We start from the raw sequence: 23,651 nt of genomic DNA, 5'->3' as shown, positions 1-23,651 counted from the left end.
GCGTTGCCCCCTTGAGGGGGTCGCGCGCAGCGCGGCGGGGGTGGGTCAAGCCTTGATGCGGAACGCATCGGCGTACTTCGCCGGGTCCTTGCCGTCCCAGACCACGCCGTCCATCATCTTCACGCTGCGCATGTCCGACTTGGGCAGCGGCGTCTTGCTGGCGCTGGCGGCTTCCTTGTAGACGTCGATGCGGTTGACCTTCTTGGCCACGGCCAGGTAGTCGGGGTGGGTCTTCATCAGGCCCCAGCGCTTGTGCTGGGTCATGAACCACATGCCGTCGCTCAGGTAGGGGAAGTTCACCGAGCCGTCGTTGTAGAACTTCATGTGGTTCGGGTCGTCCCAGGTCTTGCCCATGCCGTTCTGGTAGCGGCCCAGGATGCGCTGGTTGATCGCGTCCACGCCGGTGTTCACATAGGCGCGCTGGGCGATGGTCTCGGCCATCTTGTTCTTGTTCTGCAGGCCGGCGTCGATCCACTTGCTGGCTTCCAGGATCGCGGCGGTCACGGCGCGCGCGGTGTTGGGGTTCTTGGCGACGAAGTCGGCCGTGGTGCCCAGCACCTTCTCGGGGTGGTCTTTCCAGATGTCCTGCGTGGTGTTGGCGGTGATGCCGATGCCGTCCATGATGGCGCGGTGGTTCCAGGGCTCACCCACGCAGAAACCGTCCATGTTGCCCACGCGCATGTTGGCCACCATCTGCGGCGGGGGCACCACGATGGCGCGCGTGTCCTTGAACGGGTCGATGCCGGCGCTGGCCAGCCAGTAGTAGAGCCACATGGCGTGGGTGCCGGTGGGGAAGGTCTGGGCGAAGGTGTATTCGCGCTTTTCGGCGGCCATCAGCTTGGCGAGCGAGGGGCCGTCCACGGCGCCCTTGTCGGCGAGCTTTTTCGACAGCGTGATGGCCTGGCCGTTGTGGTTCAGGTTCATCAGCACGGCCATGTCTTTCTGCGGGCCCGAGGTGCCGAGCTGCAGGCCGTAGACCAGGCCGTAGAGCACGTGCGCCATGTCGAGCTCGCCATTGACCAGCTTGTCGCGCACGCCGGCCCAGCTGGCTTCCTTGGTGGGCACGATGGTCACGCCGTACTTCTTGTCGAAACCGAGGACGTTGGCCATCACCACGCTGGCGCAGTCGGTCAGCGGGATGAAGCCGATCTTGACCTCGGTCTTCTCCGGCGCGTCGGAGCCGGCGGCCCAGACGCCGCTGTGGCCCAGGGTGGAGAAGAAGGTGGCGGTGGCCGCACCCTTCTTGATGAAGTCGCGGCGCGAGGCGCTGGCCGGGGCCGGTGCTTCGGGCGTGGCGGCCACGGTGGGGGGTGTGGTGCTTGAGGTCATGTCCAACTCCTTGCTGATGAATAAATCGAAAAAATCGGTGGCCAAAAACAAAACGGCGCCCATTTCCAGCCCAGCGTGATGGGGCTTGAAATGGACGCCGTTGTCCTGTGTCTCGGGAGACTGCGGGGTTTGTGCCGCCATTGGCACAGGTCCCGTTGAGAGGATCTAAGCAGGGAGCGTGCCAGGCCTCGGTGGGTGGCCCGGTGCGGTCGGAAGATGCTTGATATTCAAGGGAAAAACGGGCTTTGGCCCGGGGGCCGGGCGCCGCGCGAGCCTGGTGGCGGTGGCGAGGTGGGGCGGTGCTCCAGGCTTCAGCTTGGTGCGCCGCAGGGGCGGGGCACAGGTTTTGTGCGCCGCAACACCCCGGCGCCGGTCGCCCCCGGTCAGCGCCGCCGTTCGGGCAGCACCTCGGCCATGGACAGCACCGCTTCGGCCACGTCGATCAGGCGGCGGTTCTGGTTCATGGCCATCTGGCGCAGGGTCTTGTGGGCCTCGGCCTCGCTGAGGTTGCGGTGCGCCATCAGCAGGCCCTTGGCGCGCTCGACCAGCTTGCGCTCGTTGAGGCTGGCGCGCACGGTGTCGAGCTCGTCGCTGATGGCCTGCAGGCGGCGCGCCTGGTCCTGCACCAGGTCGAGGATGGAGCGGTCGAGCTGGTGGCCGTAACCCTGCGTCGGGTGGCTGCCGGCCACGTGGTCGGGCACCGGGTGCTGGAAGAACGAGAGCGGATCGGCCGGCTGGGTGGCGTCGGGGTCGAGGCCCTCGAACGCCAGCAGCTCGTCCAGCGCGGCCTGGGTCTTGTGTTCGCACAGCCGCTGCAGGCTGTGGGCGAGCCGGTCTTCCACCGTCTTCATGCGGTCCATGCGCACGCTGCAGCAGTCGAACCAGGGCTGGCTCTGGTTGGCGTCGAGCGGGCTGCCGTCGGTGGCGGTGCAGAGCACGCGGCGCATGCGCTCCAACTCGGCGCGGGCGGCCATGGTGTCGCGGTCGGCCGTGGCCCAGAGCGTGGCGAGTTCGTCGCTGGCGAACTCCTTGAACACCTGCAGGCAGCGTTCCTGCGAATCGATCAGGTGCAGCAGGCGCTGCTGCTCGGCGCTCTCGGCGCGTCCGCTGGCGTAGAGCGCCGAGCCCGCGGCGCGTTCCTGGCCGGCGAACTCCTTGCCCTGCATGAAGTTGAACAAGGCCACCAGCTGACGCGAGATGGTCGGGTCGCTGGCGCTGTCGGCGGCCTCGAACACCACCGCCAGCAGGCCGGCGATCAGGCGCACATAGGCCTCGGTGGCCTGGCGCGCCGTCCAGGCCTGGGTGTCCACTTGCTCGCGCAGCGCGGGCAGGGCGTCGAGCCCCTGCAGCACGTAGGCGATGCGGCTGAACAGGCGCGCGCCGTGGCCGAGGTGGGCGTCGAGGTTGGCGAAACAGCGGCGCAGCTCGGTCTCTGTGGCCTGGCACTCGGTGATCTGCTGCTGGCGCGGTTCGGCGAAGCGGCTGCCCTGCGAGGCGAGGAACAGGTTGGACAGGCCGCGCTCGCGCTGCAGGCCGTGCACCAGCCGGCCGGTCACGTTCACCAGCGCGCTGGTGAGCGCGAGCTGGCGCAGGGCGTCGATTTCGCAGCGCTTGGCGGCGATCAGGAAATTGAGTCCCGATTTCAGGGACGAGGGGGTGGAGGGCATGCTGGTGGGGAAGCCTGCAATAACTGTGCCTCAGGCGGCGCGGAGGGGGTTGGCTCGTCGGCCGCAGGCCGCCGCTGGTCTCGGGCGGTGCGCGCCCGCGCGCGGGATGGGTTGAAATGCGCCTTCATTTTGCACAAAGACCTCCGTCTCTCACCGTCCGGGCCTCACCATGAATCTGTTCGCGCGTCATTTGTCCCTGGCACCCCGGGTGGGTCGAGGCAGGCTGGTGGTGGCTTTGGGGCTGTGTGCCGGTCTGCTGGTGGCCTGCGGCGGCGGTCAGTCGGGGGGTGATGCGCAGGGCCCGGGTGCCGGCGCCCCGGCAGTGGCCCGTGATTCGGGTCAGCCCATGACCGAGGCCCAGGCGCTGCAAGCGGGCGCGGCGCTGAATGCGAAGAGCCTGCAGGACGCCCTGGCCCGGGCCCGGACCCTGCCCGCGACCAGCGCGGTGGCGCCGGGCGAGGTGGCGCCGATCGGTGCCTACACCCTGGGCGAGGTCTCCCGCAAGGCGGTCGGCCGGGTGGCCGTTTTCCGCTTCTACAACACCGGCACGGGCGCACATTTCTACACCACCGATGTGGGCGAGCGCGAGCAGGTGTACCGCACCGCGCCCTCCATGAGCCCGGAGGGCGAGGCGTTTTATGCGGCCAGCGCCCCCTCGACCGGCCTGAGCCCGGTACACCGCTTCTTCAACACCCAGACGGGCGTGCACTTCTACACCGTCAGCGAGGAAGAACGGGACAGCGTGGTGGCCAACCTGCCCCAGTTCAACTACGAAGGCGTGGCCTACCACGCCAGCCTGGTGCCGGCGGCCGGGTTCAAGCCGCTGTACCGGTTTTTCCTCATCGGCCAGGGCGTGCATTTCTACACCGCGAGCGAGGAAGAGAGCCAGTCGGTGAAGGCCAACATGAGCGCGACCCATCAATATGAGGGCGTGGGCTACTACGTGATGGACGCGGCCTGCGCCAGCCCGCCCTGCGGCAGCACCGGGCCCAACCGGCCGCGCGTCTTCATCCCGCTGCACGGCAACAACCAGCTGGCCGACGAAGCTTCGCTGGACGCGGACTGGACCTACGTGCGCCAGAACGCCCATGGCATCTGGGGCAACAACGCCAACATCTCCGACGCCCAGAGCGCCAGCCTCATCCGCAAGATGGCCACGCGCAACCTGATCACCGAGTTCCCGGTGCCCTCGGGCACGTCTGCGTGGCTGCCGCTCAGCGCGTTCAACAACCTCCAGGAGCTCTACCCCGACCTCGACCAGAGCCTCAACCCCGAAGCCATCGCCTTCTACACCAGCGACACCAGCCGCTGGAACGGGCGCACCGTGGCCCAGGCCGAAGCGATCTACACCGACCCCGCCGCGTCGGCGACCCGCCGGTACGGGGCCGTCTACACCGGCTGGCAGCCGCAGAACTTCGACCCGACCAACGCCAAGTACATCTACAACAACCCCAACGCTTTGATGGCCTTCCGCAGCAGCAAGGGCACCTTCATCGAGTGCCCGCTGGGTGGGTGCACGAGCGGGAAGCTCGGAGAAGCGTTCCGCCGGGCGATCCGCGAAACCCACGTGCGCGGGCGGCCCTTCATCTGGTTCGCCAGCAACGCCAACAGAACCACCCCGGGCTGGCTGGCTTCGTTCCAGGCCACCTACAACGCGGTGGCCAATGAAGGCCTCTGGCGCCCGGAAGACGTGATCGTCATCATGAACTACGGCGGTGTGTATCCGATGCTGCCCGAGGCGGTGGGCGGTGTGGCGGCCGACACGTCCACCGGCCTGGCCTACTGGGCCCTGCAGCAGCGCGCCGCGGCGACGCCCTGACGGCGCCCGCTCAACGCCCCCTCACGCCATCGCGGACCGTTCCATCACGGCGCTGGAGCCGTCCCGGGGCCGTTCGGCTTGCAGCGCCGGGGCCGTTTCCTGGGGCTGCAGCTGCGCGCGCAGCGCCACCACCCCGCCGATCATGATGAGCGCCGGCGGGCGCACCTGGTGGCGCAGCGCCAGCGCGGGCAGCTCGGCCACCGTGCCGGTGATGCAGCGTTCTTCGGGCATCGTGGCCTTCTCCACCAGCGCCGCTGGCGTGCCGGGCGGCAGGCCGTGGGCGAGCAGCTGGCGGCAGATCTCGGGCAGGTTGTTCACCCCCATGTAGAGCACCACGGTCTGGCGCGGGCGCGCGAGCATGGCCCAGTCCATGTCCAGGCCCTTGTCGTCGCGCGTGTGGCCGGTGGCCAGCACCAGGGCGCAGGCGTGGTCGCGGTGGGTGAGCGGGATGCCCACCGAGGCGGCAGCGCCCTGCGCGGCGGTGAGGCCCGGCACCACCGTGAACGGGATGCCCTCGGCGGCCAGCGCCTGGGCCTCTTCACCGCCCCGACCGAAGATGTAGCCGTCGCCGCCCTTGAGGCGCAACAGCGAACGGCCGCCGCGCGCCAGCTGGACCATGAGTTCGATGATCGAGGCCTGGGGCAGGGTGTGGCGCGACGACTCCTTGCCCACGTAGATGCGCTCGGCATCGGGGCTGAGGTGGTCGAGCACGGCGGGGCTCACCAGGTGGTCGTAGAGCACCAGCTTTGCGGCCTGCAGCGCCCTCACGGCCTTGACCGTGAGCAGTTCCGGGTCGCCAGGGCCCGCGCCCACCAGCGTGACGGTGCCGGGCGCGGTGGCCTGCGGGGAGCGATCAGGGACCAACAGGTGGCCGAGGTGGACCAGGTTCATGGGGGTGCTCCGTTCTCGTGGCTTTTCTTCTCTGAACAGGGCCCATTGTTCTGACGCCTTGATGGCCTGTCCTTGAACCAGTTCAAGGACAGGCCGCGTTCCCGCCTTGACGATCTCTCCTGTTCGCCACGGTCTTGGACAGCAGCCGGGCGAATGGGTCCAAAGCCCCAACCGGGACGGCCACATCAACAGCTGATCCACGACGGAGAGAGAGAAACCCATGAAACCCAGAACGATCATTCGCCTGACCACGCTGGCCATGGCTGCCATGCTCGGCGCCGGCGCTTTCGCGCAGACGGCCGACAAGAAGGTCAGCCCGGCCGAGGCGAACTATCAGGCGGGCAGTTCCCCCATCGGCGCCGAGCCCATGGTGCAGAGCGTGAACCCGAAGGCGCCGCCCATGACGCAGGCCGAGTTCGATGTGGCGCGCAAGGTGTACTTCGAGCGCTGCGCGGGCTGCCACGGCGTGCTGCGCAAGGGCGCCACCGGCAAGCCGCTCACGCCCGACATCACCGTGGGCAAGGGCACGGACTACCTCAAGGTCTTCATCGCCTACGGCTCGCCGGCCGGCATGCCGAACTGGCAGACCAGTGGCGAGATGACCGAAAAAGAGGTGGACATGATGGCGCGCTACATCCAGCACGAGCCACCGACCCCGCCCGAGTTCGGCATGGAGCAGATGAAGGCGACCTGGAAGGTCATCGTGCCGCCGGAGAAGCGGCCGAAGAAGAAGATGAACAACTTCAACATCACCAACATCTTCAGCACCACGCTGCGGGACACGGGTGAAGTGGCGCTGATCGACGGCGACACCAAGAAGATCATCAACATCGTCAAGACCGGCTACGCGGTGCACATCTCGCGCCTGTCGGCCTCGGGCCGCTACCTGTTCGTGATCGGGCGCGACGCCAAGATCAACATGATCGACCTCTGGATGGAGATGCCCGACAACGTGGCCGAGATCCGCACCGGTCTCGAAGCGCGTTCGGTGGAGACCAGCAAGTACAAGGGCTTCGAAGACAAGTACGCGATCGCCGGTTCCTACTGGCCGCCGCAATTCGTGATCATGAACGGTGACACGCTGGAGCCGCTGAAGATCGTGGCGACCCGCGGCATGACCGTCGACAAGCAGGAGTACCACCCCGAACCGCGCGTGGCCTCCATCGTCGGCAGCCACTACAAGCCCGAGTTCGTCGTGAACGTGAAGGAAACCGGCCAGACGCTGCTGGTGGACTACTCCAACATCGACGCGCTCAAGGTCACCACCATCGGCACCGCGCGCTTCCTGCACGACGGCGGCCTGGACTCCACCAAGCGCTACTTCATGGTGGCGGCCAACAACAGCAACAAGATCGCTGCGGTCGACCTGAAGGAAGGCAAGCTGACCCAGCTGATCGACGTGGGCAAGATTCCCCACCCCGGTCGCGGTGCGAACTTCACCCATCCGAAGTTCGGCCCCGTGTGGTCCACCGGCCACCTGGGTGACGAGACCATCTCGCTCATCGGCACCGATCCGGTCAAGCACCCCAAGGAAGCCTGGAAGGTCGTTCAGACCCTCACCGGCCAGGGCGGCGGTGCGCTGTTCATCAAGAGCCACCCGAAGAGCAAGCACCTGTATTCGGACACGCCACTGAACCCCGATCCGAAGATCTCGCAGTCGGTCGCGGTGTACGACATCAACAACCTGGAGAAAGGGTTTGTCGTGCTGCCGATCGCCGAGTGGGCGGGCATCAAGGACGACGGCGCCAAACGCGTCGTGCAGCCCGAGTTCAACAAGGCGGGCGACGAGGTGTGGTTCTCGGTGTGGAGCGCCAAGAACAAGGAGAGCGCGCTGGTCATCGTCGATGACAAGACGCTCAAGCTCAAGGCCGTGATCAAGGACCCGCGTCTGATCACGCCGACGGGCCACTTCAACGTGCACAACACGCAGAACGACGTTTACTGATCTCCCCCCTGCGCCGCTTTGCGGCTTCCCCCCTGAGGGGGGACGGCCCTGGTGGCCCGGCAAAGCCGGTTCCACGGGGCCCTGGGTGGGGGCACTTCGTCTTCGTTGCGTTTCTTCTGGAGTCTTTATGAAAAAAGTGAATCTGCTGTTGCTGGCGTCGTTCATGGCGCTGGGTTCGGGCGCTGCCTTGGCCGACGGCGAGGCCGCCTTGACCAAGTCCGGTTGCATGGCCTGCCATGCGAAGGACAAGAAGCTGGTCGGTCCTTCGTTCAAGGACATCGCGGCCAAGTACAAGGGGCAGGACGTGGTGGCCAAGTTGTTTGACAAGGTGCGCAAGGGCGGCTCGGGTGTGTATGGCCCGATTCCCATGTCGCCCAACGGTCCGGACAAGATCGCGGATCAGGACCTCAAGGACGCCATCGCGGTGATCCTCAAGTCCTGATCCGGGAGGCCTGCCGTGCTGCGCTTCGCTGCTGTCCTGTCTGCGCTGTTGCTGGGGCCTGTTTCGGCCTTCGCACAGTCGGGGCCTGCGCCCGATGCTTCGCGTTCGCGCGAGCTGGTGCGCATGGTGCGGCAGGACTGCGGCTCGTGCCACGGCATGCGCCTGACCGGCGGCCTCGGCCCGGCGCTGACGCGCGAGGCCCTGGCCGACGTCCCCATTGACAGCCTGGCCGCCGTGATCTTCCACGGCCGGCCGGGCACCCCCATGCCGCCCTGGAAGGCGATGCTCAGCGAGCCCGAGGCGCGCTGGATCGCGCTGCGCCTGCAGCAGGGCTTTCCTGAAGAAGTGGTGAAAGCACCATGAAACGCCGTGAATGGCTCGCCGCTGCGGCCACCCTGTCTTCCATCGGCGCGCTGGGCGTGTTGCCCGGCTGCGCGACCCAAGTCCTGCGCGGCACCGGCGACCTCGGCGTGGTCATCGGCCGCGCCAACGGCACGCTCTACCTCGTGGACACCACGGCCCAGGCGCTGATCGGCGAGGTGCCCGGCCTGGGCGACCTGTCGCACGCTTCGGTGGTGTTCTCGCGCGACGGCCTGTTCGCCTACGTGTTCGGGCGCGACGGTGGCCTCACCCAGGTCCACCTGCTGGAGCGCCGCATCACCCGCCGCGTGATGCAGGCGGGCAACTCCATCGGCGGCGCCATCAGCGCCGACGGCACGCTGGTCGCGGCACAGAACTACACGCCCGGCGGTGTGAAGGTGTTCGATGCGCGCACGCTGGAACTGCTGGCACACATCCCGGCCGAGTACGGCCCCGGCAAACTGTCCCGGGTCGTGGGCCTGGTCGATCTGCCGGGCCGGCGTTTCGCCTACAGCCTGTTCGACGCCAACGCGATCTGGGTCACCGACTGTTCGGACCCCAAGAACCCCAAGACCACCAAGTTCGAGAACATCGGCCGCCAGCCCTACGACGCGCTGGTCACGCCCAATGGCCGCCACTACATCGCCGGCCTGTTCGGCGAAGACGGCCTGGCCCAGCTCGACCTCTGGGCCACCGATCCGAAAGTCCAGCGCATCCTCGGCGGTTACGGCAAGGGCCAGGAACCGCTGCCGGTCTACAAGATGCCGCACCTGCGCGGCTGGGCCGTGGCCGGGCGCCGCGCCTACCTGCCCGCCATCGGGCGCCACGAGGTGCTGGTGGTGGACACGGAGACCTGGGCCGAAGTCGGCCGCATCCCCGTGGCCGGCCAGCCGGTGTTCGTGATGGCGCGGCCCGATGGTCGCCAGGTGTGGGTGAATTTCTCCGTGCCCGACTACCACCGCGTGCAGGTCATCGACACGCAGAGCCAGGCCATCGTGCAGACACTGGAGCCCGGCAAGGCCGTGCTGCACATGGAGTTCACGCCGCGGGGCGAAGCGGTGTGGATCAGCAGCCGCGACGACCACCGCGTGAGCGTGATCGACACGCAGAGCTTCGCCACCCGCGCGCGGCTCGACGTGCCCGCGCCCAGCGGCATCTTCTTCACCGCGCGTGCTGCGCGTGTGGGGTTCTGAACCATGAGTCCGGACGATCTCGCGCTGCTCAACCCCTGGCAACACGGCTTTCCGCTGGTGCGGGAGCCCTTTGCCCACCTCGCCCTGGCGCTGGACCTGAGCGAGGCCGATGTGCTCGCGGCCTGCGAGCGGCTGCAGCGCGCGGGCGCCATCAGCCGCATCGGTGGCGTGTTCGCGCCGGGTGCCGGCGGGGCGGCGCTGCTGGCGGCGATGGCGGTGCCCCATGACCGGCTGCACGAGGTCGCCGCCACCGTGTCGGCCCACCCGGGCGTGAACCACAACTACGAACGCGAGCACGCCCTCAACCTCTGGTTCGTCATGACCGGGCGCGACGCGCCGGCCGTGGAAGCGGCGATGCGGATGCTGGAGCGGGCCACCGGCCTGCCCGCGCTGCGCCTGCGCATGCAGCGCGCCTACCGCATCGACCTCGGTTTTGATCTGCGCCACCGCACCGCCTTGATGCCCATGCGGGTACCACGCGTGGCCCGCGCCGAACCCATTGGGGCGGACGAGCGGCCGCTGGCCGAGCGCGTGGAGGCCGGCCTGCCGATCACCACGCGCCCCTTCGACACCTGGGCCGACGACACCGGCCGCCCGGTCGAGGACCTGCTCTGCACGCTGCAGCGCTGGCTCGACGCCGGCACGCTCAAGCGCTTCGGCGTCGTGGTGAGGCACCACGAGCTCGGGTTTGCCGCCAACGCCATGACCGTGTTCGACGTGCCCGATGAATCGGTGGACACCTGCGGCGAGGCGCTGGCGCGCCAGCCCGGCGTGACCCTGGCCTACCGGCGCGAGCGCGCGCCGCAGTGGCCCTACAACCTGTACTGCATGGTGCACGGCACCGACCGCGCCGTGGTGCAGGAAGTGATCGACCGCGTGGTGCCCGCCGCCGGGCTGGACGCACACCGGCACGCCGTGCTGTTTTCCACCCGCCGTTTCAAACAGACCGGCGCGCACCGCTTTCGCGCGCTGGCTCCACCGCCGCAGGAGGTGTCCCATGCTTTCGCCGGATGACGTTCGCCTGGTCGGTTTCCTGCACGGCGGCTTCCCACTGAGTGACCGGCCTTTCGCCGACGTGGCCGCCCAGCTCGGTTGCAGCGAAGACGCGGTGATCGAGCGGCTGCAGAACCTGCTGTCGCACGGCGACCTGACCCGCTTCGGACCACTGTTCCAGATCGAACGCGTGGGTGGCCGCTTCGTGCTGGCCGCCATGGCCGTGCCCGAGGAGCGCTTTGATGCGGTCGCGGCCCAGCTCGATGCGATGAACGAGGTGGCGCACAACTACCGCCGTGAATCGGCCCACCCGGACCAGCCCGGCGCCACGCCGCTCAACATGTGGTTCGTGCTGGCGGTCGAGTCGGCCGAACAGATCGAGCCCGTGGTCCACCGCATCGAAGCGGTGACCGGTTTGCCGGTGTACGCATTCCCCAAGGAGCGCGAGTTCTTTGTGGAGCTGAAACTGCCTTTGTTCGCAGGAGGCGCCCATGGCACTCGATGAACTCGACCGCCGACTGATCCGCGCCACGCAGTCCGGCCTGCCGCTGGTGCCGCGACCCTACGAAGCCGTGGGGGCCACGCTGGGCATCAGCGGCGAGCAGGTGCGCGAGCGCCTGCAGGCCATGCTCGACGCCGGCCTGATCCGCCGCATCGGCGCCGTGCCCAACCACTACCGCCTGGGCTTCACCGCCAACGGCATGAGCGTGTGGGATGTCGCCGACGACGTGGTCGATGAGCTTGGCGAACGCATCGGCCTGCTGCCCGGGGTCAGCCACTGCTACCGCCGCCCAAGGCGCTTGCCCGTGTGGCCGTACAACCTGTTCGCCATGCTGCACGGCCGCTCGCGAGAAGAGGTGGAACAGCAGACCAGCGAGATCGCTTCGATGCTCGGCAGCGCCTGCCGAGCGCACGACATCCTTTATTCGACCGCGATCCTGAAAAAGACCGGATTGCGGTTGACCGACTCCTGAAACGAAAGCCTCACCATGTTTCGCATCAGCCAGTACATGCGCGAAATCGCCGAAGCCGAACAGACCGGCCGGTACCCGACACCCGCGCCCCGCGTGCGGCAGCAGCCCGGAAAGGGTGCTGGTGAGGCTGCGAGTCAAAGGCCTGGTCCGGTCGTCATTTGGAATCTCATCCGGCGTTGCAATTTGACCTGCAAACACTGCTACGCCCTCTCCGCCGACCACGAGTACGCCGGCGAGCTGAGCTGGAGCGAAGTCGTGACGGTGATGGACGACCTCAAGGCCTTCCGCGTGCCGGTGCTCATCCTCTCCGGTGGCGAGCCACTCATGCGGCCCGACATCTTCGACATCGCCAACCGCTCGCGCGCCATGGGCTTCTACACCGGCCTGTCCACCAACGGCACGCTGATCGACGCCCCCATGGCCGACCGCATCGCCGCGACCGGCTTCGACTACGTGGGCATCAGCCTGGACGGCCTGCGCGAGACGCACGACCGGTTCCGCCGGCTCGACGGCGCGTTCGACCGCAGCCTCGCCGCCGTGCGCCTGCTGCACGCGCGTGGCGTGAAGGTGGGCCTGCGCTACACCATGACCGCGCTCAACGCACAGGACTTCGCGCCGCTGCTGGACCTGATGCGCAGCGAGCAGGTGGACAAGTTCTATTTCTCGCACCTCAACTACGCCGGCCGCGGCAACATCCACCGCGGCCAGGACGCGCAACACCTCGCCACGCGCGACGCGCTGGACCTGCTCTTCGAGCGCGCCTGGGACGCGGCCCGGCGCGGGCTGGACGAGGAGTACGTGACCGGCAACAACGACGCCGACGGCCCCTACCTGCTGCAGTGGGTGCAGGCGCGCTTTCCGCGCTGGGCGGACGCGCTGCGCGAGCGCCTGGTGGCCTGGGGCGGCAACAGCAGCGGTGTCAACGTGGCCAACATCGACAACCTCGGCCACGTGCACCCCGACACCATGTGGTGGCACCACACGATCGGTGACGTGCGCCAGCGCCCGTTCTCGCAGATATGGAGCGACACCAGCGAGCCGCTGATGGCGGGCCTGAAAGCGTTTCCGAGGCCGGTCGAAGGTCGCTGCGCCAGCTGCCAGCACTTCGCCATCTGCGGCGGCAACACCCGCACCCGAGCGCAGCAGCTCACCGGCAATCCCTGGGCCGAAGACCCGGGCTGTTACCTCACCGACGAAGAGATCGGCGCGGTGGCCGGCAGCGATGCGGGCCGCCTCGCGCTCACGCCGTTCCGCAAAATTCACATCCTGCGCCAGGAGGCCGACCATGCCTGACACCCCGAAGCGCTCCTTGCGCGAGACCCTGGCCAACGTCGCCCGCGCCTCGCTGGTGCTGGGCCTGTGCTGGATGGGCGTGGACATGGCGGGCGCGCAGACCACCCCATTGGCCCCCAACGCCGCCGCGCTCTACACCCAGCACTGCGCCGCCTGCCACGGCGAGCAGCGCACCGGCCTCATGGGCCCGGCGCTGCTGCCCGAGAGCCTGGAGCGACTGCGCCCGGCCGAGGCGCTGAAGGTCATCGCCCAGGGCCGGCCGGCCACGCAGATGCCGGGCTTTGCCGGGCAGCTCAGCGCCACCGACATCGCCGCGCTCGCCGCGCACATCCGCACCCCGGTGTCGCCCGCGCCCGTGTGGGCCGAGGCCGACATCCGCGCCTCGCGCACGTTCAACCCGGCGCCCGCGGGCGAGCCGGCGAAGCCGCTGTGGCGCGCCGACCCCATGAACCTCTTTGTGGTGGTGGAGGGTGGTGACCACCACATCAGCCTGCTCGACGGCGACAAGTTCGAGGTCATCACCCGCTTTGCCAGCCGCTTCGCGCTGCACGGCGGCCCCAAGTTCACGCCCGACGGTCGCTACGTGTTCTTTGGTTCGCGCGACGGCTGGATCACCAAGTACGACCTCTGGCGCCTGCGCGTGGTGGCCGAGGTGCGGGCCGGGCTCAACATGCGCAACGTCGCGGTGAGCGGCGACGGGAAGTGGGTCATGGCCGCCAACTACCTGCCGCACAGCGTGGTGCTGTTCGACGCCGACCTGAACCTGCAGAAGACCTATGCGGCGGCCACGCTGGACGGCAAGCAGACCTCGCGTGTCTCGGCGGTGTACGACGCCACGCCGCGCAACAGCTTCGTGGTCGCGCTCAAGGACATTCCCGAGCTCTGGGAGATCTCGTACAACCCCAAGGCCGAACCGATCTACGACGGCCTGGTGCACGACTACAAGATGGGCGAGGCGATCGCCAAACCCGGTTTCCACGGCGTGCGCCGCACGCCACTGGACGAGCCGCTGGACGACTTCTTCTTCGACCAGAGCTACCGCCACGTGCTCGGCGCCACGCGCCCCAAAACGGCTGAGGGCTCGGCCACCGCGCAGGTGGTGAACCTCGACGCGCGCCGCAAGATCGCGGACCTGCCCATCGCCGGCATGCCGCACCTGGGCTCGGGCATCACCTTTGCGTGGAACGGCAGTACCGTGCTCGCTTCGCCCAACCTCAAGGGTGGCGCCATCGACGTGATCGACATGAAGACCTGGAAACCCGTCACCACCATCCCCACCCCCGGGCCGGGCTTCTTCATGCGCAGCCATGAAAGCAGCCGCTTCGCCTGGACCGATTCGATGATGAGCCCGACCGCCAAGGACACCATGACCATCATCGACAAGACCACGCTGCAACCCGTGGCCACGGTGAAGGAGCCCGGCAGGACGCTGGCCCACATCGAGTTCACGAAAGACGGCCGGTACGCGCTGGCCAGCGTGTGGGAGATGGACGGCGCGCTCATCGTCTACGACGCGGCCACGTTCAAGGAAGTCAAGCGCCTGCCCATGAGCAAGCCGGTGGGCAAGTACAACGTGTGGAACAAGATCACGCGCTCCGAGGGAACGTCTCATTGAGCCCCCTGCGACGCTGCGCGCCTTCCCCCGGAGGGGGACGCAACCAGTGGCCCGTCCTGAGCCTGTCGAAGGGCGGTTCCACGGCTGCCCTCGACGAGGCACGCGCTCCGGACGCGCTGTCGGTTGAACCCCGCCTGGCCGGCGACGGCGTGGTCTGGCTGCTGGTGCTGGCCGAGCTGCTGACCTTCGGTCTGCTGTTCGTGTCGTTCGCGTTCGCGCGCTGGCGCGAGCCTGCGGTGTTCGCACAGGGGCAAGCTGCGCTCAGCCTGCACACCGGCGCGCTCAACACCCTGCTGCTGGTGGCGGCCAGCTGGGCGGCCGTGCGCGCGGTGCGGGCCTTTGAGGCGGATCGGCGCGAAGCCGGCGCCCGCTGGCTGTTGACCGCGCTGGCCGGTGCCATCGGCTTCCTGGTTGTCAAGTCGCACGAGTTCGTGGGCAAGGTGCGGGCCGGTTTCGACTGGGCCACCGACGCCTTCACGCTGCTCTACACCCTGCTCACGGGCTTTCACTTCCTGCACGTGGTCGTGGGCGCCCTCGTGTTCGCGCTGCTGTGGCGCAAGGCGCAGGCCGATGCCTACGGCCAAGCCAACCACATGGGCCCCGCCTCGGGCGCGGTGTTCTGGCACATGGTGGACCTGCTGTGGATGGTGCTGTTCCCGCTGGTCTACGTCATTCGATGAGGGGGCAGGGCATGCGATTCACAAGGGCAGACACCGTGTTCGCGCTGCTGGTGCTGGCCACGGTGCTGAGCTGGTGGCTGGGCGAGGGCGCCGCCGCTTCACTGGGCCAGCTGGGGCAGGCCGCCACCGCAGCGGTGCTGGCGCTCTCGGTCTTCAAGGGCGCGCTGATCGCGCTCGACTACATGGAGCTGCGCACCGCGCCCGCGCTGTGGCGGCGTGCGGTGATGGGCTGGCTGGCGGTGGTGATCGGGCTGGTCCTGCTGGCCAGCCTGCTGCCGCGGGCGTGAGCCTTCAGCGCCCGCGCCGCACCGCGCGCACCATCACCGCCCCAAACAGCACGAAGGCCAGCGCATGGCCCGCGCCCGCCACGGCCAGGCCGGCGGCCCAGCCAGCGGGCGCGGCCACGGTCCTCAGCGCCAGGCTCAACCCCAGCACGCCCAGCGGCAGCAGCGCCCAGCGCGTGGGTTCGGGCCGCCAGCCGGCCAGGGCCGGCAGCATGATGGGCGCGTGGCCGAACACCATGGCCATCACGAAGCCCAGCCACAGCCCGTGCCAGGCCACCAGGTGCCCGGCCAGTCCGAGGCCGGCCGCCAGCAGCAGCCAGCCGTAACCCACCGAGAGGCAGATCGCGGTGTGGCCGGCCCAGCCCTTGGCGCGCCACTGCTTGGTGGCCACGTCGAAGCGCAGCAGCCAGAGCGCGAGCGCGCCCAGCGCCAGCCACCACAGCACCAGCGCCACGCCGGTGGCGCCGAACGCTGCCAGCGCCACGGCCAGCGCCAGCGCGCCCCAGCCGGCGAGGAAGGCCTGCGCGCTCCAGCGCGGCAGACGCACCAGGCGCGTGAGCTCGCGCCGCTCGCCCGCGATGGTCAGCACCAGGAAGGCGCTCCAGCCCAGGCGGGCCAGATCGGGCTGAGCGAAGGCAAAACCCAGCGTGCCCGCCAGCAGGGCCAGCGCCCCCGAAGCCTCCACCGCCAGCGGCAGCGACATGGCGCGGCGCCAGCCGGCCCAGGCGTACAGGCCCACCAGGCCGATGGCCGAAACCACCCACAAGGCCTCGGCCGGGCGCCACCAGCCGCCACCCCAGGCCAGCAGGCCGCCGATGGCCGCGAGCGCCGGCACCCAGAGGCCGCGGCGCAGCGCCACCGCGCGCTCCAGCGCGATCAGGCTGCCGAAGAAACCGGCCATCATGACCGCGCCGTGCGCCGCCACCGCCAGGGCGCCGGTGGGGCCGTGGTCGCCCGCGGGCAGGCTGCCCAGGCGCACCAGGCCGCCGCCGAGCGCGCCCAGCAGGTTGAGCACGGCGAGCAGGGCCACCACGCCCACCGACCAGCGGGGCAGGGGAGGCGGCTCGGGCGCACGCACCTGTGGGGAAGGACTCACCACCCGAAGCGCTCCCGGAGCGCGGGCGCGAGCCGCTCGGGCGACCATTCGGTGTCCCAGTCCATGTGCACGTCCACCGTGGTGCCGGGCGGGCAGGCGCGCTGCACGGCGGTCTGCGCGTCGTCCACCATCACGTCGGCCATGGGGCAGGTGGCGCTGGTGGGAATGAGGGTCACGGCCACGGCGCTGCCGTCGATCCGGACCTCGCCGACCACCCCCAGGTCCACCAGGTTTTCGCCCATCTCGGGGTCGTCCACCTGGGCCAGGGCGGTCATCACGGCGGCGTGCAGGTCGGTGTCGGTGTTCATGCGGGGTGCTCCTGGCCCGGTGCGGCGGGCGGTGGGATTCACTGTAGAGCCAACCCGCCGGGTTTCAAGGTGCGGGGTCGGGAATGTGTGTGGTTCCTTGAACTGGTTCAAGGACGATACCTGAGCAAAAAAGGAGGATACCGCCATCGCCAACCGATGGAGGGTTCCATGAGCCAGAGTCAAAGCGGGTTTACCAAACAGATGGCCCGCAACATGTTTTACGGAGGCAGCGTGTTTTTCGCGCTGCTGTTTGCGGTGATCGTGTTCGACACGGAAAGCCGCATCCCCGAGCGTTCCAACGCCAAGGCCATCACCCCCGCGGTGGTGGCGGGCAAGAAGATCTGGGAAACGCGCAACTGCATCGGCTGCCACACGCTGCTGGGCGAGGGCGCGTACTTCGCCCCCGAGCTGGGCAACGTCTACAAGCGCCGCGGGGGTGACTTCATCAAAGGCTGGATGCAGGCCATGCCCACCGGCGCACCGCACCGCCGCCAGATGCCGCAGTTCAACCTGAACGAGCAGCAGCTCAACGACCTGGTCGAGTTCCTGAAGTGGACCGGCGAGATCAACACCGAGCAGTGGCCGCCCAACATCGAAGGTTGAGAGGAGAAAACACCATGACCATATCCACACTCAAATACCAGAGCCAGTCGGTCTCGAAGCCCTACTTCATCGCCGCCATGGCGCTGTTCGCGGGGCAGATCCTCTTCGGCATCGGCCTGGGCCTGCAATACGTGATCGGGGACCTGTTCTTCCCCTACATCCCGTTCAACATCGCGCGGATGGTGCACACCAACCTGCTGATCGTCTGGCTGCTGTTTGGCTTCATGGGCGCCGCCTATTACATGATTCCCGAGGAATCGGAAAACGAGCTCTACAGCCCCCTGCTGGCCAAGGTGCTGTTCTGGGTCTTCCTGGCGGCCGGCTCGCTGACCATCGTGGGCTACCTCACGGTGCCCTACGCCAAGCTCGCCGAACTCACCGGCAACGACCTGCTGCAGACCATGGGGCGCGAGTTCCTGGAGCAGCCGCTGCCGACCAAGCTCGGCATCGTGGTCGTGGCGCTCGGCTTCCTGTTCAACGTCAGCATGACCGCCCTGCGCGGCCGCAAGACCAGCATCACGCTGGTGCTGCTGATGGGCCTCTGGGGCCTGGCGATCTTCTTCCTGTTCAGCTTCGTCAACCCGGAAAACCTGGTGCGCGACAAGATGTACTGGTGGTTCGTGGTGCACCTCTGGGTGGAAGGCGTGTGGGAACTGATCCTCGGCGCGCTGCTGGCCTACGTGCTGGTCAAGACCACCGGCGTGGACCGTGAAGTGATCGACAAGTGGCTGTATGTGATCGTCGCCTTCGCGCTGATGACCGGCATCCTGGGCACGGGCCACCACTTCTTCTTCATCGGTCTGCCCGGCTACTGGCACTGGATCGGTTCGATCTTCTCGGCCATGGAGCCCATTCCCTTCTTCATGATGACGGTGTTCGCCTTCAACATGGTGCAGCGCCGCCGCCGCGACCACCCCAACCAGGCCGCCGTGCTCTGGGCGCTGGGCACCGCCGTCATGGGCTTCCTGGGCGCCGGTCTGTGGGGCTTCGCCCACACCCTGAGCCCGGTCAACTACTACACCCACGGTTCGCAAGTCACCGCCGCCCACGGCCACCTGGCCTTCTACGGCGCCTATGTGCTGGTGGTGATCACGCTGATCAGCTACGCCATGCCCACGCTGCGCGGCCGCATCGCCAACAGCCAGAAAGCCCAGGCCTACGAGATGTGGAGCTTCTGGATCATGACCATCGGCATGAGCATCATGGTGCTGGCCCTGACCGGCGCCGGCATCCTCCAGGTGTGGTTGCAACGCATGCCCACGAGCGGTGCCATGAGCTTCATGGCCACGCAGGACCAGCTGGTGCTGTTCTACTGGGTGCGTGTGGCCGGTGGTGTGGTCTTCCTGCTCGGTCAGCTCACCTACTTCGCGAGCTTCTTTGTCGGCGGGAACCATGTGCTGAAGGACAACGTCACGACCACCACTGGCGGTGGCGGCATGCTCGGCGCCCGCCCGGCACAACGCGCCTGAACCCGAGCGAGTGAACGCCATGGACCACAGCGACATCCACCGCCTGGCACAGGTGCCTTTCTACGCCGAGCAGGCGGGTGAGGCGACGCTCTTCGAGCACGCCTTCCGCCAGCGCCTGCCGGTGCTGATCAAGGGCCCCACGGGCTGCGGCAAGACGCGCTTCGTGGAGCACATGGCGGCCCGCCTGGGCCGGCCGCTCATCACCGTGAGCTGCCACGACGACCTGAGCGCGGCCGACCTCGTGGGCCGCCACCTCATCGGTGCCGACGGCACGGTGTGGCAGGACGGGCCGCTGGCCCGCGCCGTGCGCACCGGCGCCATCTGCTACCTCGACGAGGTGGTGGAAGCCCGCAAGGACACCACCGTGGTGCTGCACCCGCTGGCCGACGACCGGCGCGTGCTGCCCATCGAACGCACCGGCGAACAGCTGGTGGCACCACCCGGTTTCATGCTGGTCATCAGCTACAACCCGGGCTACCAGAACCTGCTGAAAAGCCTGAAACCCAGCACCCGCCAGCGCTTCATCGCGCTGAGCTTCGGCTACCCCGAGCCGGCGGTGGAGCGCGCCATCATCGAAGCCGAAACCGGCGTCGATGCCGTCCTGGCCGAGCGCCTGGTGCGGCTGGCCACGGCCTTGCGGCGCCTGACCGACCACGACCTCGAAGAGACCGCGAGCACGCGCCTGCTGGTGATGGCCGCGCGCCTGGTGGCCAGCGGCCTGCCGTTGCACATGGCCTGCCGCTCCGCCATCGTGGACGCCCTGACCGACGATGCCGAGACCGCGGCGGCGCTGGGCGAAGTGGTGTCGGCCGTCATCGGCTACGCACCATGAATCACCCCCCTGCGCCGCTCCGCGTCTTCCCCCCTGTCAGGGGGGACCGCACAAGTGGCCCGGCAAAGCCGGTTCCACGGTGCGCGCTGGCCGGTGCACCTTCGATCCTGGCCCTACATCAGTCTCTCAGCGCTGTGGCGCATTGATCTCTTTTTGCGGCGGCGGCGCTGCGCTCCCTCCTCTGTTTGTCACACCATGCAACGCCGCCGCCTCTTCTTTCAACTCGGCTTCTTCGCACTGTTCCTGCTGGCGCCCGCGCTGGACCTGCTGCGCTTCGACCTCACCGAAGCCCAGCTCTGGTTTCTGGGGCAGCGCTGGAGCCTGGGCATCGACGCCTTCAGGGCCGGCGAGATCAGCGCCAACGAGGCGGCGATGCGCATCTTTCTGCGCGCCTTCCTGCCCGCCATCGTGGTGGTCGTGGCCTTTCTGGGCGTGGCCTGGCGCTACGGCCGCCTGTACTGCGGCTGGCTCTGCCCGCACTTCACCCTGGTCGAGACGCTCAACACCGCGCTGCACCGCGCCTGCGGCAAGCTCAGCGTCTGGGACAAACACCGCACGGCCCGCGCCGGGGTGAAGCCCTCGGCGCGCTGGTGGCCCGTTTTCGGTGTGCTGTGCCTCGCCTTTGGCTTCATGTGGGCCATCACGCTGCTCACCTACCTGCTGCCGCCGGCCACCATCTGGGGCAACCTGTTCGCCGGCACGCTCACGCCCAACCAGGCGCGTTTCCTGGTCATCGGCACCGCCGTGTTCACGGCCGAGTTCGCCTTCGCCCGCCACCTGTTCTGCCGCTTCGGCTGCGCGGTCGGTCTGTTCCAGAGCCTCGCCTGGATGGCGAACCCCAAAGGCATGGTGGTCGCGTTCGACCGCGACAACGCGCGCGACTGCCGCACCTGCACCACGGCCACCCACCCGCAAGGCTCGGCCTGCGACAACGGCTGCCCGATGCGCCTGCACCCGCGCAACATCAAACGCATGATGTTTTCGTGCGTGCAGTGCGGCCAGTGCCTGGACTCGTGCGACGAGACCCAGACCGCGCAAGTGCGTGAGCCGCTGCTGGAGTGGAAGGTGGGCGCCGACGCGGTGCGCGAAACCCTGCGACAGCGCAAGGCCGAACTCGATCAACAGAAAGAGAGCACCTGATGGAAGAGTGGGTCGGCCAGCAATGGCACCGTTTCATCCACCGCGCGGCGAGCCGCCAGCACGCGCACGCCGCCGTGCACCTGCCCGATGTGCAGCGCGCCATCGGCATGCTGTTCCGCGCTGCGGGCGGTGCCCACGGCGTGCGCCTGGCGCCCGCCACCGACAGCCGCAGCGGCGGCCCGCGCGACTGGCTGCAGCGCATCGCGGGCAGCGGCACGCACGCCGCCACCGGCCGGCTGGAGACCGAGGCGCTGTCGCTGCCACCCACCGTGGCGGTGTTCGATGACGCGGCGCTGAACCGCGCGCTCTACCTCTGGCTGGCGGCGCAGGGCGCCTGCATCGAGCCCACGGGCGACTGGCTGGGCGACAACGTGCGCGCCAGTGCGCGGGTGCTGCGGACCTTTCCCGGCCTGGCGGCGCGCCACCGGGAGGTGCTCGCCGCCCAGCTCGCACTGCGACCCGATCCGGCGCGCCTCAAGGGAGCGACCGCCGAGGCCGAACGCACCGTGCAGCAGGCACTGCGCGGCTTGGCGCCCGCCGCACGCAGCGGCCTGCAGCCGCAGGACGTGGCCCCGGTCTGGCTCTGGCTCGACGCCGGTGGCGAGCCTGCGGCCGCGGTGGCGCGGCCCGACGGCGAGGCGGCGACGGGCGATGCCCGCCAACCCGCCGTTCAGGACGCGCGCCGCCGCCGCGCCCAGACCGTGAGCGATGAGCGCGACAAGGCGCCGCTCATGATGTTCTTTCGCGCCGAGTCCATCCTGTCCTGGGGCGAATTCGTCAAGGTCAACCGCGCCAGCGACGACGATCCCGACGACAACGCCGCCGGCGTGGCCAACGACATGGACGTGCTGGCCATCGCACCCGACGGCCAGAGCACGGCCGCGCGGGTGAAGTTCGACCTCGACCTGCCCAGCGCCGCCGCCGACGACCGGCCGCTCGGCCCTGGCATCCGCCTGCCCGAGTGGGACTTCCGGCGCAACGCGCTGTTGCCGGAGCACTGCGCCCTGCAGACCCTGGTGGCCACACCCGCCGAGCCCTATGTGCCGCCCACCGCCTTGCGCACCACGGCACGGCGCGTGCGCCGCCGGCTGGAGATCCTGCGGGCAGGCACCGGCCGGCAGCGCGCGCAACCCGAGGGCGACGAGATCGACCTCGACGCCTGGGTGCGCCACCGCGTCGACGCTGCCGGTGCGCCGCACAGCGAATCGCCGGCCGTGTTCACCCGGCGCGTGCGCACCGAGCGCAGCCTCGCCACGCTGCTGCTGGCCGACCTGTCCCTTTCAACCGACGCCTACGCCACCCAGACGGCGCGTGTGATCGACGTGATCCGCGACGCGCTCTACGTGTTCGGTGAAGCGCTCAGCGCCAGCGGCGACCCGTTCGAGATGCTGGGCTTTTCGTCCGTGCGGCGGCAGAACGTGCGCATCCAGCACCTGAAGGATTTTGACGAGTCCTGGAACGCCTCGGTGCGCGACCGCGTGGGCGCCATCAAGCCGGGGTACTACACGCGCATGGGCGCGGCGATCCGCCTGGCCACGTTGCGCCTGGGCGAGCGCCCGGAGCGCCAGCGCCTGATGCTGATCCTCACCGACGGCAAGCCCAACGACCTCGACGTGTACGAGGGCCGCTACGGTCTGGAGGACACGCGCCACGCGGTGCAGGCCGCGCGCGAGGCCGGGCTGATTCCGTTCTGCATCACCATCGACGAAGCGGCCCACGACTACCTGCCCATGCTGTTCGGCCAGCAGGGCTACGCGCTGGTGCACCGGCCACAGGACCTGGTGGATCGGCTGACGGGGGTCTACACCCGTTTCATGCGCCAGTCGTCCCACTGAACACCACGCCAAGCGGGTACAGTGCGGGGCCGATCTCCCCCACCTCACGCGCTTGCGCACCCTGTGCGCCCCGGCCATGGACATTGCCCAGTTCGACCTGCCCCGTTACCTCTCCATGCTGCCGCTGTTTCAGGAAATGAAACCGCCCGAGTTGCAGCGCCTGGCCCAGGGCTGCCGCCTGCGCCAGCTCACGCGCGGTGACGACGTGTTTCACATCGGCGAGCCGTGCAACGAATTCCACGTCACGGTGGCCGGCCAGATCAAGCTGTTCGCCCTTTCACCGGCCGGGCAGGAAAAGATCATCGAGATCGTCGGGCCGGGCAACAGCTTCGCCGAGGCGCTGATGTTCACCGACAAGCCCTATTTCATCAACGCGCAGGCGCTGACCGACACGCTGCTGCTCAGCGTGTCCAAGCAGAGCGTGATGCAGGAGATCGAAACCGATCCGCGCTTCTGCATGCGCATGCTCGCGGGCCTGTCGCGGCGCCTGCACGGCCTGGTGAACGACGTGCAGGCCTACGCGTTGCACAGCGGTGTGGAGCGCGTCATCGGCTACCTCATGCGCGACCTGCCCGATGCCGGCAAGGGCGGCACGGAGGACGAACTCGCGCAACGCGTGACCCTGCCGGTGAGCAAGGCGGCGATCGCCTCGCGGCTGTCGATGACGCCCGAGTATTTTTCGCGGGTGCTGCACGAGCTGGAGGCCAAGGGCCTGATCGTGATCGACAAGCGCGACATCCACATTCCCGATCCGCAGCGGCTGACCCGGTACCCGGTGGATTGACCCCCCCGCGCCGCTTCGCGTCACCCCCCAGGGAGCGATGCGAGTGGCCCGGCGAAGCCGGTTCCACCGCATCCTGGGTGAATAATGCGCGCGCGCCGG

23 protein-coding genes are annotated in these 23,651 nt (G+C 68.6%); 18 read left to right on the top strand and 5 right to left on the bottom strand.

Annotation, left to right across the window (positions count from 1 at the left end):
- Positions 1–45: 45 nt before the first annotated feature.
- Complete coding sequence (locus IM738_RS13650; RefSeq protein ID WP_236961322.1) at positions 46–1,329, bottom strand: CmpA/NrtA family ABC transporter substrate-binding protein; 1,284 nt, start codon at positions 1,327–1,329, stop codon at positions 46–48.
- 383 nt (positions 1,330–1,712) lie between these two features.
- Positions 1,713–2,975 carry a nitrate regulatory protein gene (locus IM738_RS13645; protein ID WP_236966317.1) on the bottom strand — a complete coding sequence of 421 codons (1,263 nt, stop codon included), beginning with the start codon at positions 2,973–2,975 and terminating at the stop codon, positions 1,713–1,715.
- 211 nt (positions 2,976–3,186) lie between these two features.
- Here IM738_RS13645 and IM738_RS13640 point away from each other — a divergent pair, with 211 nt between their 5' ends.
- Entirely contained in the window at positions 3,187–4,815 is a 1,629-nt protein-coding gene (locus tag IM738_RS13640; RefSeq protein ID WP_236961319.1) for a hypothetical protein, read from the top strand.
- A 21-nt stretch (positions 4,816–4,836) separates the two neighbouring features.
- Here the strand turns inward: IM738_RS13640 and cobA are convergent, their stop codons facing one another.
- Positions 4,837–5,706, bottom strand: coding sequence for a uroporphyrinogen-III C-methyltransferase (gene cobA, locus IM738_RS13635; RefSeq protein WP_236961311.1), 870 nt, complete (start codon positions 5,704–5,706; stop codon positions 4,837–4,839).
- A gap of 220 nt (positions 5,707–5,926) precedes the next feature.
- Between cobA and IM738_RS13630 the strand changes: the two genes are divergently transcribed.
- From IM738_RS13630 to IM738_RS13580, 11 genes are all read left to right on the top strand, one after another.
- Positions 5,927–7,651: a nitrite reductase gene (locus IM738_RS13630; RefSeq protein WP_272907623.1), complete on the top strand. Its 1,725-nt coding sequence runs from the start codon at positions 5,927–5,929 to the stop codon at positions 7,649–7,651.
- Between the two features lie 127 nt (positions 7,652–7,778).
- Positions 7,779–8,093 carry a c-type cytochrome gene (locus IM738_RS13625; RefSeq protein WP_236961309.1) on the top strand — a complete coding sequence of 105 codons (315 nt, stop codon included), beginning with the start codon at positions 7,779–7,781 and terminating at the stop codon, positions 8,091–8,093.
- 15 nt (positions 8,094–8,108) lie between these two features.
- Positions 8,109–8,456, top strand: a complete 348-nt coding sequence (locus IM738_RS13620) for a c-type cytochrome (RefSeq protein ID WP_442908425.1) — start codon at positions 8,109–8,111, stop codon at positions 8,454–8,456.
- On the top strand, positions 8,453–9,646 hold the full coding sequence (locus IM738_RS13615) for a cytochrome D1 domain-containing protein (RefSeq protein ID WP_236961308.1): 1,194 nt from the start codon (positions 8,453–8,455) through the stop codon (positions 9,644–9,646). Before IM738_RS13620 ends, IM738_RS13615 begins: the two co-directional genes overlap by 4 nt.
- Before the next feature lie 3 nt (positions 9,647–9,649).
- Complete coding sequence (ahbB, locus tag IM738_RS13610; protein WP_236961307.1) at positions 9,650–10,660, top strand: siroheme decarboxylase subunit beta; 1,011 nt, start codon at positions 9,650–9,652, stop codon at positions 10,658–10,660.
- On the top strand, positions 10,644–11,144 hold the full coding sequence (locus IM738_RS13605) for an Lrp/AsnC family transcriptional regulator (protein ID WP_236961305.1): 501 nt from the start codon (positions 10,644–10,646) through the stop codon (positions 11,142–11,144). The genes ahbB (IM738_RS13610) and IM738_RS13605 overlap by 17 nt, the downstream gene beginning before the upstream one ends.
- Positions 11,131–11,613 carry a siroheme decarboxylase subunit beta gene (gene ahbB / locus IM738_RS13600; protein ID WP_236961304.1) on the top strand — a complete coding sequence of 161 codons (483 nt, stop codon included), beginning with the start codon at positions 11,131–11,133 and terminating at the stop codon, positions 11,611–11,613. Before IM738_RS13605 ends, ahbB (IM738_RS13600) begins: the two co-directional genes overlap by 14 nt.
- Before the next feature lie 15 nt (positions 11,614–11,628).
- Positions 11,629–12,906: a heme d1 biosynthesis radical SAM protein NirJ gene (gene nirJ, locus IM738_RS13595; protein WP_236961303.1), complete on the top strand. Its 1,278-nt coding sequence runs from the start codon at positions 11,629–11,631 to the stop codon at positions 12,904–12,906.
- Positions 12,899–14,521 (top strand): cytochrome D1 domain-containing protein, encoded by a 1,623-nt coding sequence (locus IM738_RS13590; protein WP_442908424.1) that lies wholly within the window; start codon positions 12,899–12,901, stop codon positions 14,519–14,521. Before nirJ ends, IM738_RS13590 begins: the two co-directional genes overlap by 8 nt.
- On the top strand, positions 14,518–15,201 hold the full coding sequence (locus tag IM738_RS13585; protein WP_236961302.1) for a cytochrome c oxidase subunit 3: 684 nt from the start codon (positions 14,518–14,520) through the stop codon (positions 15,199–15,201). The genes IM738_RS13590 and IM738_RS13585 overlap by 4 nt, the downstream gene beginning before the upstream one ends.
- 11 nt (positions 15,202–15,212) lie before the next feature.
- Entirely contained in the window at positions 15,213–15,488 is a 276-nt protein-coding gene (locus IM738_RS13580) for a cytochrome C oxidase subunit IV family protein (protein WP_236961300.1), read from the top strand.
- A gap of 4 nt (positions 15,489–15,492) precedes the next feature.
- Here IM738_RS13580 and IM738_RS13575 read toward each other — a convergent pair whose 3' ends face one another.
- Together IM738_RS13575 and IM738_RS13570 are read right to left on the bottom strand one after the other, a co-directional pair.
- A complete protein-coding gene (locus IM738_RS13575) occupies positions 15,493–16,581 on the bottom strand; it encodes a hypothetical protein (protein ID WP_236961298.1) in 1,089 nt (362 codons plus the stop codon).
- Positions 16,578–16,889, bottom strand: coding sequence for a metal-sulfur cluster assembly factor (locus IM738_RS13570; RefSeq protein WP_236961297.1), 312 nt, complete (start codon positions 16,887–16,889; stop codon positions 16,578–16,580). The genes IM738_RS13575 and IM738_RS13570 overlap by 4 nt, the downstream gene beginning before the upstream one ends.
- Positions 16,890–17,057: 168 nt before the next feature.
- On the opposite strand from IM738_RS13570, the gene IM738_RS13565 reads away from it, so the two are divergent.
- From IM738_RS13565 to IM738_RS13540, 6 genes are all read left to right on the top strand, one after another.
- Entirely contained in the window at positions 17,058–17,492 is a 435-nt protein-coding gene (locus tag IM738_RS13565; protein WP_236961296.1) for a c-type cytochrome, read from the top strand.
- A gap of 14 nt (positions 17,493–17,506) precedes the next feature.
- The gene (locus IM738_RS13560; protein WP_236961295.1) at positions 17,507–18,961 is read left to right on the top strand and encodes a cbb3-type cytochrome c oxidase subunit I; all 1,455 of its coding nucleotides are present in this window, start codon (positions 17,507–17,509) and stop codon (positions 18,959–18,961) included.
- Positions 18,962–18,980: 19 nt separating this feature from the next.
- Positions 18,981–19,793 carry a CbbQ/NirQ/NorQ/GpvN family protein gene (locus IM738_RS13555; protein WP_236961294.1) on the top strand — a complete coding sequence of 271 codons (813 nt, stop codon included), beginning with the start codon at positions 18,981–18,983 and terminating at the stop codon, positions 19,791–19,793.
- 195 nt (positions 19,794–19,988) lie between these two features.
- A complete protein-coding gene (locus tag IM738_RS13550) occupies positions 19,989–20,933 on the top strand; it encodes a 4Fe-4S binding protein (protein WP_236961293.1) in 945 nt (314 codons plus the stop codon).
- Positions 20,933–22,768, top strand: a complete 1,836-nt coding sequence (locus IM738_RS13545) for a nitric oxide reductase activation protein NorD (RefSeq protein ID WP_236961292.1) — start codon at positions 20,933–20,935, stop codon at positions 22,766–22,768. Before IM738_RS13550 ends, IM738_RS13545 begins: the two co-directional genes overlap by 1 nt.
- Positions 22,769–22,844: 76 nt before the next feature.
- Positions 22,845–23,552 carry a Crp/Fnr family transcriptional regulator gene (locus IM738_RS13540; RefSeq protein WP_236961291.1) on the top strand — a complete coding sequence of 236 codons (708 nt, stop codon included), beginning with the start codon at positions 22,845–22,847 and terminating at the stop codon, positions 23,550–23,552.
- Positions 23,553–23,651 lie beyond the last annotated feature (99 nt).

Origin of the sequence: Hydrogenophaga sp. SL48 (genome assembly GCF_021729865.1) — a bacterium.
Classification (GTDB): domain Bacteria; phylum Pseudomonadota; class Gammaproteobacteria; order Burkholderiales; family Burkholderiaceae_C; genus Hydrogenophaga.
Note: the sequence above shows the minus strand (reverse complement) of the source record. Positions and strands in the feature narration are given on the sequence as shown.